General features: G+C 28.3%; 11 protein-coding genes. 3 read left to right on the top strand and 8 right to left on the bottom strand.

The window, feature by feature from the left end:
* The first annotated feature begins 206 nt into the window (after positions 1–206).
* Positions 207–476 (top strand): hypothetical protein, encoded by a 270-nt coding sequence (locus ACH5BF_RS11120; RefSeq protein ID WP_423274303.1) that lies wholly within the window; start codon positions 207–209, stop codon positions 474–476.
* A 13-nt stretch (positions 477–489) separates the two neighbouring features.
* On the opposite strand, the gene ACH5BF_RS11115 is transcribed toward ACH5BF_RS11120, so the two are convergent.
* From ACH5BF_RS11115 to cmoA, 6 genes are read right to left on the bottom strand one after another with little or no spacing between them, the layout of a single operon-like run.
* A complete protein-coding gene (locus ACH5BF_RS11115; protein WP_423274302.1) occupies positions 490–1440 on the bottom strand; it encodes a hypothetical protein in 951 nt (316 codons plus the stop codon).
* Positions 1437–2234 (bottom strand): YihY/virulence factor BrkB family protein, encoded by a 798-nt coding sequence (locus ACH5BF_RS11110; protein ID WP_423274301.1) that lies wholly within the window; start codon positions 2232–2234, stop codon positions 1437–1439. Before ACH5BF_RS11110 ends, ACH5BF_RS11115 begins: the two co-directional genes overlap by 4 nt.
* 6 nt (positions 2235–2240) lie before the next feature.
* Positions 2241–3629, bottom strand: coding sequence for an FAD-binding oxidoreductase (locus tag ACH5BF_RS11105; protein WP_423274300.1), 1389 nt, complete (start codon positions 3627–3629; stop codon positions 2241–2243).
* Complete coding sequence (locus ACH5BF_RS11100) at positions 3629–4672, bottom strand: plasminogen-binding N-terminal domain-containing protein (RefSeq protein ID WP_423274299.1); 1044 nt, start codon at positions 4670–4672, stop codon at positions 3629–3631. Before ACH5BF_RS11100 ends, ACH5BF_RS11105 begins: the two co-directional genes overlap by 1 nt.
* 14 nt (positions 4673–4686) lie before the next feature.
* The gene (bcp, locus tag ACH5BF_RS11095; protein WP_423274298.1) at positions 4687–5193 is read right to left on the bottom strand and encodes a thioredoxin-dependent thiol peroxidase; all 507 of its coding nucleotides are present in this window, start codon (positions 5191–5193) and stop codon (positions 4687–4689) included.
* 11 nt (positions 5194–5204) lie between these two features.
* A complete protein-coding gene (gene cmoA, locus ACH5BF_RS11090) occupies positions 5205–5915 on the bottom strand; it encodes a carboxy-S-adenosyl-L-methionine synthase CmoA (protein ID WP_423274297.1) in 711 nt (236 codons plus the stop codon).
* 285 nt (positions 5916–6200) lie between these two features.
* Between cmoA and ACH5BF_RS11085 the strand changes: the two genes are divergently transcribed.
* The gene (locus ACH5BF_RS11085; protein WP_423274296.1) at positions 6201–12305 is read left to right on the top strand and encodes a beta strand repeat-containing protein; all 6105 of its coding nucleotides are present in this window, start codon (positions 6201–6203) and stop codon (positions 12303–12305) included.
* 71 nt (positions 12306–12376) lie between these two features.
* On the top strand, positions 12377–12817 hold the full coding sequence (locus tag ACH5BF_RS11080) for a hypothetical protein (protein ID WP_423274295.1): 441 nt from the start codon (positions 12377–12379) through the stop codon (positions 12815–12817).
* Here ACH5BF_RS11080 and ACH5BF_RS11075 read toward each other — a convergent pair.
* Both ACH5BF_RS11075 and tlyA read right to left on the bottom strand, forming a co-directional pair.
* Positions 12809–13654, bottom strand: coding sequence for a bifunctional riboflavin kinase/FAD synthetase (locus ACH5BF_RS11075; protein WP_423274294.1), 846 nt, complete (start codon positions 13652–13654; stop codon positions 12809–12811). The two genes, ACH5BF_RS11080 and ACH5BF_RS11075, sit on opposite strands and share 9 nt — an antisense overlap.
* Positions 13623–14333, bottom strand: a complete 711-nt coding sequence (tlyA, locus tag ACH5BF_RS11070) for a 23S rRNA (cytidine-2'-O)-methyltransferase TlyA (protein WP_423274293.1) — start codon at positions 14331–14333, stop codon at positions 13623–13625. The genes ACH5BF_RS11075 and tlyA overlap by 32 nt, the downstream gene beginning before the upstream one ends.
* Positions 14334–14356 lie beyond the last annotated feature (23 nt).

The following is a 14356-nucleotide window of genomic DNA, read 5'->3' as shown; positions in this document are numbered from 1 at the left end:
TTTCACTTGTGGAAACGTAGGCCGCTGCCAGCTCTTGAGTTTTTATCTAAAGCTTAGTTCAAAACATTTTTCACATGTTTTTAACTAAGCTTTTTTTTTAGCTATTTTTTTCCCTTATTATTCTTTTTTTTTCATCTCTTTTTATTTAATATTGTTACCCTTTTGAAATCTATTTTATTTATAATCTTTTTTATTTAGGAGTTATTATGAAATTAGTTTATTTAGTTCTCTCTGATGCAAAAGAATTAGAGTTTGAGTGTTTTGATGAAAATTATGATATTTTAAGATGTGAATATATCAAATATATGAGTTCTAGTAGGCAAGATGTTTTTTGGTTTACTTTTTTAAATGAAGATGAGTTATTAATAGATTTTAAAACTATTAATGCAATTTATTGTGAAGACTACGATGATGATTTTTTAGATGATCTTAATATTGATTTTGAAAATGAAGTAGAAGAGACGAAAGAAATTTAATTTCTTTCGTTTTTTAGTAAGAGTTTTTGTTTATATATATACCTAAGTTAAATCTCATAGCATATCTAGGTTTAAAGTTATTATTTCTACTATAATAGTTTTCAGGAATAGTATCTATATATAACCACTTTTTTATAAAGTGTCTATATTTTAATTTTAAAGCATATCTCTTTACTTTCATATCAGAGTCTATATTATTTATGTTTGTATTAACTGTATATCTTATATAGTCTTTATTTGTCAATTTTTGATCTAGATAAAGTGAACTATAAAATTCACTATCATTTTCTTTTTTTGACTGCCAATAATGTTGATAGAAGTTATGTGCTGAAAAAACTTCATTTATTGGTCTATCTATATTAAAATATGATGTTGATTCTAAATCATTTAAATTTGAATATTTGAAGGCTTGGCTAATAGTATAGATATAATTACTATTTAAATCTTGAAAACTTCTATTGGCTTCAGTTTTTATAAAAGGGTCTAGTTTTGATTTTATTTTTAATCCAACTTTAGTTTTTAGATTTATTTTGTTTTTAAATGTTTTATAATATGCAATTGCTAAATTTACATCATCTTTTTTACTTTCAGATGTTTTGCTTTCTACATTATCAATTGTATCTCTTTGTTCATCAGTTTCTATTTCTAAATGAATTTTTTCTTTTAATCTAGGAAGTTTTAGTTTTATTTTTACTCTTTGATCAAAAACAATATTCTCATGTTGATTTTGTGATGCTGAAAATTCTAATAGTCCATAAGCATCATGGTAATCTAAATTTTCTATTGTATCTTGAAAAAAGAAATTATCAACATTTCTTGAAGTATTAATAATTGATGAATGTACTGATTCTCTAAAATCATTTGTATTTTTGATAAAGTCATCTAAAAAGGTTTTATTATCTACTTCATTTGCATATGTTATTGAACTTAGTGTTAAAATAGTTAATAAAAGCTTTCTTTTCATTTTATACTCTTTTTTGCTTGATATTGTATATTTAACTTGTGACACATCTTTATTCCATATAGATATATTATCCATGAGACATATATCCAAAAGAATGTAAATAAAAGTGTAGCTAAAGAACCATATATTGTAGTGTATGTTTTATTATATATAACATAATATACAAATAGATTTTTTGTTATTGATAATATTATTAGTGTAATAAATGATGAAATTAGTGCTGCTTTATCATCAATATTCCTATTTACACTATATTTAAATAAAGAGTAAAATATTAACCAAGAGAATAGATATGAAAAAATTGTGTTTAAAATATTATTATCATAAAATGCTGTGACAATATTTAAAGCAGCAAATATTATTGGTAGCATTACTAAATATAAGGAATAAAAAATAAAAGAGAAGTGTATAGATTTTCTTTTTGATTTATGTATCTTATTTACAATATACTCATAATCTTTAAAGAACATTATAAATACGAACAACATATAAACTATTCCTAACCAACCTAATTTACTTGAGTTTGATATATAGTCTTTAAGTGTATTTACTATATCAGCTGAGTGAGTTGGATTAATTATATTAAAAATATAATCAATAAAAATATCTATATAAGATTGAAATTCTTGAAAGGTTGAAATGATTGCAATTAAAAGTGCAATTATTGGTAAAATAGAGAAGATAGTAAAGAAGCTTAGACTTGCAGCATAATATGTAGTATCATCATTAAAAAAATTCTCAATACCTAGTATTATTTTTTTAGCTAAGCTATCTTTTTTATCTTCACTATTCATTTGTCATTAAAGTCCCATCTTGAAAGGATTTAGAATATTATTTGGGTCAAAAGCTCTTTTTATACTTCTAAATAGTTCAATCTCTGCTTCATTAAATGCGATATTCATAAATGGTGCTTTTGATAAACCAATTCCATGCTCACCTGATAAAGTTCCACCCATATCACAAACCATTTGGAAAATCTCTTCAATTGCTTTGTGTCCATCTTCCATTTCTTTTGGATTTGTTTTATCTTTAACCATTACATTAACATGAATATTACCATCACCTGCATGCCCAAAACAAGGAACATTAAATCCATACTTTTCACCAATTGCATAAATTGCATCTAAGGCTTCTGGAAGTTTACTTCTTGGAACTGAAATATCTTCATTTAATTTCTTTGTTCCATAAATCATAGTTGCTGGACTTGCGTTTCTTCTTGCAAACCAAAGTGAGTTTCCATGTGCTTCATCTTTTGCTTCAATAAAATCAACTGAACCAAACTTTGCAAATGCTTCTTTTAGTGTTTGTATTTGTGAGTCAACTTCTGCTTGTGATGAACCATCAACATCTCCAACTAAAATTCCACCAGCATTTTCAGGTAATTCAACTTGTGGAAATTTTTCTCTTAAAGCTTTAATTACAAGTGCATCTAAAAATTCCATTGCAACTGGATTTGCACCACTTGCAAGTGATTTGAATACTGCATTCATTGCTTTATTTACATCAGGAAATACACCCATATATGTTTGTTTGAATTTTGGTTTTGGGATTAACTTTAAAGTGATTTCTGTAATTACAGCAAGTGTTCCTTCGCTTGCTATTAAAATACCTGCTGTATTATATCCTGCAACATCTTTAATAGTTTTTTTACCAGCAGTGATAATTTCACCATTTGGAAGTACTGCTCTTAAAGCAACTACATAATCTTTTGTAATTCCATATTTAGCAGCTCTCATACCACCTGCATTTTCACTTACATTTCCACCTAATGTAGAGTAGTTTTCACTTGCTGGGTCTGGTGGATAGAAAAGTCCAACTGCTTCTACTGCTTTTTGAAAATCCATATTAATAAGTCCAGGTTGAACAACACCAACCATATTTTCCATGTCAATTTCAAGAAGTTTATTCATATGTCTTTCAAGTGATAAAATAATACCACCATTTGAAGGTAAAGCTCCACCTGTAAAACCTGAACCTGCACCTCTTGGTACAATTACAATTTTTTCTTCATTACAAAATTTTAAGATTTTTGAAATATCTTGTTCATCTCTAGGGAAGACAACTGCATCTGGTTCAAATCTCTCTTTTGTTGCATCGTAACAGTATGCAATTAAGTGAGCTTTATCAGCTTTTACATTTTCTTCTCCAACAATAGATGTTAAATAATCTAAATGTTCTTGTTTTATCATTAGTTAATTCCTAAAATATTTTTATAATAGTCTTCATAGCTATTTTTGTTATATGATTTTTTATTATCAATTTTATCTTCTTCATCTAACAGAAAATTGAAAATTGAAAAATCAAAACTAAAATCAAAATCTAGAGGTGCACCTTTTATATCTTCTATTCTTGTATAGAAAGGCATTTCTGATTTTGCAGAAGTATATTTAATATCATAATTAGTTAATGTTTTAAATGTTTTTGCATCAACAACATATACTTTATTTTCAATTACAATAAATATAGTTCTTAGATTTTGTTTGATCGCAAACTCTTGAATAGACTTTTTAGAAGGTAGTTCTTCTTCATTTACTTTAAGTTGTGCTGCAAATATATCTGAGTGTAAGAAATTATTGTATTTAAAGTTTTCTCTAACAATCTGGAAAGATTCTTGATTTGGTGCTATTAACATTGATGAAGTATATAAATAGTTCAATGCTAAAATATCACCTTTTTGAACACCTCTTTTTGATGTAGGAAGAGCATCTTGTTTAATATCATCGAACTTACTAAATTCTATAGTTGAGCTTGTATCATCTGAGTTAACAACTTTTGCATTTGCAACAATAAGTCTTTTATCTCTATCATGTAAGTGAATAACAACTCCACTTTGACCAACTATTAAATTTCCAATATCAATAACTGTTTTATTATCTTTAATATTGTCAATTTTTATCCCAAATGCTTGATAAGAAAGTTTTTGTGTAGTTTCATTTGTATCAACTTTTTTTACTTCTTTTTTCTCAAGTGTTTCATTTGTTAAAAGATATTTATAGCTTAAAGAGTTTTGATTTGAGTCAATCTTAATATCTAAAACTCTCCATCCTTTCTCTTCCATGTCTTTGATTGAAAACTTTCCTTGACATAAACCACCATCTAGTTTAGTTGTTTCAATAGTTGATGGTGTGTTCCATTTATCTTTATAACAAACTGTAGTTTCTGCACTTGCAAGTGTTGCACTTAATAGTAAAGATGAACCAATAATTGTAATTTTATTTAAAAGTCTATTCATTATAAATCCTAAGTTTATGCTTCTTGTAGTTCTTGAAGTTTTTTTCTAACTTCTTCTACATGAACAATTTCAATTTTTTCACCTTTTACAGTTTTCTTTTTTCTTACATTTACTTTTTCCCAAATAGCAGCTATATCTCCTTCAGGATTAATGATAAATGTACTTCTTACTACACCCATGAACTCTTTGCCCATAAATTTTTTTAGTTGCCATACACCATAATCTTCACACATTTTTTTGTTAACATCTGCTAATAATGTGATACTTAAATCTTTTTTCTCAATAAATTTTCTATGTTTTTGAGCATCATCAGGACTTACTCCTAGAATAACTGCATCTAAATCATCAAATTGAGGATGTGCTTCTGTAAAATCACAAGCTTGTGTAGTACAACCAGGAGTCATATCTTTTGGATAGAAGTATAAAACAATCCATTTACCTTTTAAATCTCTTGAGCAAATCTCAATATCATCTTGGTTTGGTGCACAAAAATCAGGTGCTTTTGTTCCAATTTCTAACATATAATTGTCCTTTAGTTTTTTATTGCAATAAATGTGGCAAAATTTACCCATTTAAAAATAGTCTCACAATGTGAGAAACCAGCGTCTTTTATCATTTGTTTATTTTCATCTTCTGTATATGGTATTAAAACATTCTCTAATGCTTCTCTTTTTTGAGCTATTTCAAACTCAGAGTACCCTTGTGTTTTTTTGAAATCATAATATTCATCAATAGATTGTTTGTTTAATGTTGGGTTTGAAGAGATTACTTTCTCACTAAAAATAAAAATTCCTTTATCTTCTAAAGAATCATAAATTTTTTTTACTAATTTTTCTCTTTGAAGAGGTCTTATAAACTGTAAAGTGTAGTTTGAAAGTATTAATTTTGCATTGTCATAAGAAATGTCATGTAAATCTGCATTTACTAAATCAATTTCAACTCCAAAAGCTTTAGCTTTTTTTGAAGCACGACTAAGCATAGCTTCTGAATTATCTATACCTATAAGTTTTAAATTTTTTTCAAAATGTTTTGATAACTCAATAAGTGTTGAAGCTGTTGAACAGCCTAAATCATAGACTACGTCATCTTCTTCTAGAAAGTTACAAGCAAAGTTTATAGATAACCTTTGCATTTCTTTATAAAAAGGAACTGACCTATTTAACATATCATCAAATACTGATGCAACATCTTCATCGAATTCAAATTGTTTTGTTATTGATTTTTCAAATACTTTATCTACCATAGGGATATTTTATCCAAATTATTATTAATCTAGATGAAAATAAATTTTTTTATTTTAACAATTGAAATCAAATTGTAAATAAGAAATAGTATCATTTTAAATAATTATAATTAAGTTAATAAAAGTATAGAATTATTCTTTTTAATAGTTAAAAAAACAATTTTTTTATAGGAAATTTATCTTTTTTTATGAAAAACATTAAGTTTTATTATGTAAAAATAATGTAAGAGTATTGTAGTAATAATTTAAATTATTAACTTTGTATATATTTTAAGGAGATATAAAATGGGAAGTAATATTGTAAGGAATACTTTAATATCTACAGTTGTTGCAGGTATGTTAGTTGGTTGTGGAGGTGGAGGTTCTTCTTCCTCTTCTGGTGGAGCAGGTGGTTTACCATCTAAGGGACCTTTTGTAGTTGGGACAACAGTTAAAGCAGTACATTTAGATAATTCTGGTAATGAAATTGCAGAAGACAGTGCTACTACAACTATTGGATCTGATTATAAGTTTTCATTTTCTAGTTCAGATTTTACATGGAGTGGTCCTACTAAGTTTGTAATTGAAGATGGTCAGTACTATAATGAGGCCACAGGAGGGTATTCTCAGGGTACTTTAATGGCTATTGAAGAAGTTGGTGGAACTAGTGAATTAAAATTGAATATTAATATTCTTACTGATATAGCAGCGAAAACTATCTTAACTAAGATGCAATCTTCTCCTACTGCTGATATTTCTACATATAAAACAGAAGCAAAAGATGCTGTTGTTGAGACATTTAATATCTCTTTACCTTCAGGAACTGATTTAGAAGATTTAGACTTAACAAGTGGTTCTGGTACAACGGAAGAACAAGCTGCAAATACACAACTTTTAAAGCTTACTACGGCTATTTTATCTACAGATGACCCAGAAAAAGTTATACAAGATTTAGCTACTGACTTGGGCGATGGAAATATTGATGACGAGGCACTTGCTTCTTTAGAAGAAGTTCAGCAAGAAGCAGCTTCTGTTGATTTAGCTGTTGTTGCTTCAAAAATGGAAACAACTCTTCAATTAGAAAGTGTTCCAAATAGTGATGATTTACTTGATGGTACTTTAGCAATTGGACATGGTATTTCTTTTACAGCAATTAAAGATGCAGCAAGAAATAGTTCTTATACTGCTACTACAACTATCCCAACAAAGGCTATTTATGGTTCTTCTGCTACGATTAGTATAGCTAATGGTGAATATAGAATAAACGGTGGAGCATGGAGTACAACAGCTGGAACTATTAGTAATGGTGATACTTTAGAGGTTAGACATACTTCTTCAACTTCATATTCAACAAATACTATATCTAATGTTACAATTGGTGGAACAAAAATCTCTTTCGTATCTACGACAGAATCTGATCCATTTGTTGCAGATATTACACCTAATAGTTTTGATTTAGGGTATAAGAAAGGTATTACTCCAGGTACAACTAATGTAGAAAGTAATGCAATCACTGTAACTGGTGTAAACACAGATACTTCTATTTCAATCACTGGTGGAGAATATCAAATAAATGGTGGTAGTTGGACTTCTATTGCTGGAACAGTTCAAAATGGAGATACAGTAAAAGTAAGAACAGATGCTTCTTCTAATTTTTCTTCTGATACTGAAGCCACTTTAACAATTGGTGGTATTGAAGATACATTTAAAGTATTTACTACTTTAGAGGATAAAAATCCTGATTTAATTTCATTTGATAAAGTAGAAGATACAGAAATTTCTACATTGACAACAAGTGGAACTAAAACATTAACAGGATTTAATACTGCTATTGAAATTGATGTTGTTGATGAAGGTAATAATACTGAATATAGTATAAATGGAGGAAGTTTTGTAACAACAGCTGGAACTGTATCTGTAAATGACACTGTTCAAGTAAGACATACTTCTTCTTCAGAGTTTAGTACAGAAACAGTATCAAAACTTAAAATTGGTTCAAATGTATATGAATTTAAGTCAAATACAAAAGCTGACCCATTTGTAGCAGATACAACACCAAATGCAATAATATTCTCATTATTTGAAAATCAAGAACTTGATACTGAAATTACAAGTTCAGCAAGAACTATTACTGGTATAAATACAGATACAGCTATTTCAATTACTAATGGTACTTATTCTATTTCATCTGATAATGGTACTACTTGGTCTGATTTTACAAATGAAGCAGGAACTGTAAATCTTAATGATCAAATCAAAGTAATGCAAACTACTTCTTCTGAATATCAAACTAAAACTGAAACTGTTCTAACAATAGGTGGAGTTGCTAATAAATTAGTATCATATACTAAAGTAAAAGATGCTTTAGTTGATGCATTTACATTTACTTCTCAATCAGATGTAACACAAGATACTGAAATAACTTCGAGTACTATAACTATTAAGGGTATAAATGTAGAAGTTCCAGTTTCTGTTGATAATGGAGTATTAATTATTGATGGCATCGAATCTGGAACATCAGGAACAATTTCTGCTGGACAAACTTTAGCTGTTAAGCATACATCTGCTTTAACGGGTGGAGCTAATACTTATTCAAAAGTTACTGTTGGTACATATACAACTACATTTAAATCAACTACAGCCTATGCAGCACCTCAAATTTCAGGAACACCTTCATCAAGTGTTGTGACAGGTACTGCTTATTCGTTTATTCCAAGTGTTGATAGTGGAGATGAAATTACTTCTTGGACTATTTCAGGAAATCCTTCTTGGATGAAAATAAATAGTGTAACAGGTGAAGTATATGGTACACCTGCAAATGTAAGTGAACAACAATCAACTACAGGTATTACTATTACGGCAACAAATCCTGGCGGAAATGATACAATTGTATTTAATCTTTCAGTAGATAACTTTGTACCTGTGTTAAGTGTATCAAGTTCTGTAGAAGCAGTGTATAGAAATGGTGTATCAATTGTTACTAGTACAGAAGATACTTCAACTGATCAGTTAAGTTACAGTTTATCTGATAATACACCATCATTCTTATCTATTGATGAAAATGGAAAAATTACTAATAATAGAGATTTAACTACTGATGATGTTTCAGAGTATACATTTGGCGTTACAGTAACTGATAGTAGTTCTGCTACTGATACAGTTGAAATTACTTTGAGTATAATTGAGTGGGATACTGTAAACTTAACACCTCCAACTATTTCTGGAACGCCAAATACTACTGTAAATGAGGATAGCTCTTATTCATTTATTCCAACGGCTAAAGATAATAATAGTAATAACTTAACATTTGCTATTGTAAATAAACCTACATGGGCAACATTTAATGAAACTACAGGAGAATTAAGTGGTACTCCTACAAATGATAATGTTGGTACAACTTCTGATATAGTTATCTCAGTTACAGAAGGAAATGATACTGTTTCTTTAGATGCATTCAATATAGAGGTTGTAAACACTAATGATACTCCAACAGCTGCAACTATTCCAAATCAAAGTGCAGTACAAGATGTATCTAAAACTATAGATTTAAGTAGTTATATTAGTGATGTTGATGTTGGAGATACTTTAACTTATGATGTTACATATGCAGATGGTACTTTATTGCCAAGTTGGATGGAATTTAATGTAAACACAGCTGTATTAACAGTAAATGCTACAGCTGATAATTTAGGTGAACATTTAATGAAACTTACAGCAAAAGATGCTTCTGATGCTTCAGTTGTAAAAGAGTTTACTGTCGTAATTACAGATGGAAGTACTCCATTAAACTCAGATGTAGATGCAGCAATGAAGATTATTGAATCAATTGATCCTGAACTTGAAAATATAGATTCAAAACTTGATGAAGCTTATGCTTTAGTGGAGTCTAATACTTCAACAGAAGCACAAATTGTAAAGCTTTCAATTGAATTAGCAAAAATTTTAAATGATTCAGATATATCTTCATTATTAGTATTTGAAAATAATGATTCAACAGTTGATTTAACAGATACTTCTACTTTAAATAAAATTGTAAGAGCCATGACTAAAGATTTAATTGATTTAGATATTATGGATAATCCAATTGATTTAAGTTTAACAATGACTAATAAGTTAAACGCAATGGCAGATAAACTTTCATTAATTAGTGATGAGTTTGGAACTCTATTTACGTCATCAGATGCTGTATATGGATATGGTGGTGAAACAATGGATACAAATGATTCTAAAGCATTAAGAGCAGGTATTTTAAGTTTTGCTGCACAATTAAAACAATTGTCTTCTTATCAATGGATGGCTGATGCAGATGTTGCAATTCAGACTGAAGATATAGGTGGAGTTTTAACTGAATATTCTAATATTGATATTGATCCTGCAAGTGTATTAAATTCAGGTAGTGTATATAAATTAACATCAGCAGCTTCTACTAGGTTACCAGAAGCCAAGGAGAATTTAGTTGCTGCAGCAAATTTATTATTAGATTTACCTTTAGGATATGGCGCAGATGAGAATGATTCTTCTGATACTGGATTAACTCAAGAAGATAAAAATGATATGACATCAATAAGAGATGCCATTTCTGGAACTTCTTCTTATATTATGAGTATTGAAGATGATGATGAAATTAAAGAAGTAAAAATTGCTTTATCAAAATTATTTGATTCAACAACAGCTATGGATATTACAAGTCTAGGTTCAAATTGGCAAAACTTATGTAGTAATGGTGATATAGTAAGTATTGAAGAAGCTAAAATAAATGGTGTTCTTGAATGTAAAGTTCTTGATTGGTATGACTCATACAATGATGTAACATATTTCCATTATGAAGGTTCTGAGCCAGAGCCTCAAACAATGCCAACAGCTGAAACTTCTAAACTAGATGATATTGTTTTAAGTATTACAAAATTAGATGATACAATTCTAACAGGTCAAGATATGATTGACTTTATAATAGATGGTGAAGATAATGTAGAAGCTTTTGGCATGACTTTAGCTAATGTAAAAGATGATGAAAAATACTTAGTGAATGGAAATGATGTAAAAGCAGATGACTATTTTGATGATTTATTTATTAATGCTTATAAGGCTGATGGTATTGATTCAAGAGCAGAAGCTAAGAAAAATTTCACGACACCTAAATCAGAAGTAAAAGCAGAAATTAGTCTTAGTGATGTTGACATTTTATCAACAGATGCAACTGGACCAATTGGTAGAGGTGCTATGATTGCTTTTATGGACAATATTAATAGTGCAGGTGAAAAGCTATTTGTAAAACTTGATTTAAGAGATGGTGACACAACTGGAAAAATCAAATACTATGTTGCTAAATATGATTCAGAATGGGCATCAGAAGTAGAATTAGCAAATGGAACAATCACTTCAACTCAAACAGTTTATGAATATGGTGAATCTAAATTTGCAGTAAGTATAGCTACTGAAGGTTCTGATATCAAATTTAATGTATCAAAAGTTGATGACTCTGGAAATACTATAGAATCTTATACAGAGGCAGTTGTAACGACAGATGCTTCTTATGATTTAGGAATTGATTCAGTTAGATTTAGAGCTGAGGTTAGACTAAGTGGTGATGATGGTACACTATATGATCAAGTTACTACACCAACAAAGTTAAGGGTTCATGACTTTTTAGCAGTTAGTGCATTAGAAACTTTAACATTTGCAGAATTGACAACAGGAAACTTCTTATCTGTTGGTGATGATTGGTATGATGTATTATCTTTTAATTCAGCTAATAATACTTTATCTGGTATAGCTTATGATTATAATGATTCTAATAGTACATATGAAGAAGATGGAACATTTAGTTTAACTGTTACACCTGATTCTACAAATAACAAGTTAGCAAGTTATGTTGATTCAGAATCAGGAGAAGAGGGAACACTTACATTAATTAGTACATCTACTGTTAATGGTTATGATAATGTATATAAAACAATATCAAATATGGAGGTAACAACAGCTGCAACAACAAAAGATTGGGATAGATGGGATAGTGCTACGAATCATGGTGCAACTGATCTAAATAGTTTAATTGATTTATTTGTTTTAAATAATTGGTATACAGATAGAGAAAATGGTACTAAATTTATGTTAAATGATAACTTTGATGTTGTAAAAGCGACTGAAGATGCTATGTATGGTGCTTCTAGAACAACTGAAGTAATAGGTACTTGGTCTGAAGATACAGTTAATAATTGGATTAAAGTTGAATTATATAAAGATGGTACAACTGAATCTAATGAAGAAGTATATATTCATTTAGTTAATGATTCTGGAACTATGTTTATTGAAACATCAACTATTCTTTTAGCTGGATATACTTTTACAGAAGAGTTTATTTCTGCTGATAGTAACACTGTATTAGATACATTTATATCTGATAATTTTTAAGTAAAAGTAGAGCTTAGCTCTACTTTTACTAAAATTAATATATAATTACTTTTATTCAGTAAAGGTGATTTTTGAACTTTTTTTTTAAAATTAATTTTTTCATCTTTTTATTTCTATCTTATTTAAATGCTACAAAAATTATTTTATCTAATGTTAAAGAATATAAAATAGATAGTCAAAATATTAGATATAGAATAGAAGCAGAATTAAAAACAATAGATTATGATAAATTAAAAGAATTTAGGTTTTATAATAAAAAAGAAGTTTTATCAAACTCTTCATTTTATATTAATGGAAATTATTCAAAAAAAGATTTATTTATTAGTTTTAAAAAAGGTTATTTTCTTGAGGGTAGTTTGTTGTTGTTTGAAATAGAAGGTAACTATAAAAATATTCCTTTTAAAGCAAAGGAAGCAAAAGTTTCAAGAAATAAAATAGATTTTAAAAGAGTATTTATAACTTTAGATAAAAAAAGATACCGAAAGATAAAATACTCATTAAAATTAGATTAACTCTTTTAAATAGTTATTCGCTTCTTCAATATCCAAAAATATCTGTTTTTTTAAAGCCTCAAAACTATCAAATTTTTGATTGTCTCTTAGTTTTTCTAAAAATTTAACTTGTACGATAAACTCTTCATTTTTGATTTCTTCATCTAATATATGTGTTTCAACAGCATAGCTTCCATCTGTTGTTACTCTATGTCCTAAGAAAGTTATAGAGTTGTACTCTTTGTCATTTAAGATAGTTTTTGTAGCATAAACACCTTCATTTGGAAGTAAAAACTCTTCTACAAAAAGATTTATAGTTGGAACAAAACTTTTAGCTCCTAATCCTTGTCCTTTTATATGCTTTCCATATATTTTATACTCTTTGCCAAGTAGTTTATTTGCAGTTTTTATATCACCATCTTTTAGGTATTGTCTTATTACTCTTGAGTGAACAGCTATATCATCTAGTTTAACCTCATCAAGAACTTCAACTTCTCCATCAAAAAGTTCATTTAGTTCTTTTACACAGTTTTTTCTACCTTTTCCAAAACAAAAGTCAAAACCTACAACTATTTTTTTTAAGTTAGGATACTCTTCTTTTAAAAGTTTGATAAACTCTTTTCCTTCTAAATGTTTGATATTATCAAGTACATAGTAGTAAATAGGGTATTTTGAGTACTCTTGTCTATGGCTTTTAGGTGTTAAGTTTGCATAGCCAGACTCAATTGATAAAATAGCACCATTTTCATCAAGTCTTTCAAAAAGTTTTTGGTGAGCAGCATGCATACCATCAAATCCTCCTATTGCTATAGAAGTAATTGTATTTTTATTTACTAAAATAGAAGAGCTCTTCTTCATTTCCATCTTTTCCTTGCAGTTTACTTTTTGAGTTATATTTTAGTTCCCAGTTTAAAAGTTTAGTATTATCTAAAAATTTTGTTCTTGCATTTTCAATTGCTTTTTTATCTTTTACCACACCTTTTTTATCTCTTTTTACATTTGTTCCAACTTCAAATTGAGGCTTAAATAAGATTATAATATCTTTATTACTTAATCTATTTATATCTTCAATAATATTTAAAATAGAAATAAAAGAAACATCACAAGTAACTATTTCAAAACCATTTTCGTTCTTGTAGTCCCTTATATCTGTATTTTCAAAAAAACTAATTCTTTCATCAGTTTTTATTTTTTCGTGTAGTTGGTTTGATCCTACATCAACACAAGTTACACTTTTTACATTTTGATTTAGAAGTATTTGTGTAAAACCACCTGTACTACTACCTATATCAAGGGCAGTTTTCTCTTCAAGTTTTAAACTCGGTATCTCTTCTAAAAAGTGTTTTAATTTATACGCAGCACGACTTACATAAAACTCATCTTCTAATATTTCTATATTATTTGTTTCATTTACATCAAAAGATGCTTTAGTGATTATTTTGTCATCTACTTTTATTTTATTTGCTTTTATAAGTTCGCTTGCTTTGTTTCTACTTTGAATTTGAAAGTTGTCTTTTAGGTATTGGTCTAATCTCATGCGAAATTATAGTTAAATTTTTA

The organism is Arcobacter pernae, from assembly GCF_049472135.1.
Lineage (GTDB): Bacteria > Campylobacterota > Campylobacteria > Campylobacterales > Arcobacteraceae > Arcobacter_B.
Note: the sequence above shows the minus strand (reverse complement) of the source record. Positions and strands in the feature narration are given on the sequence as shown.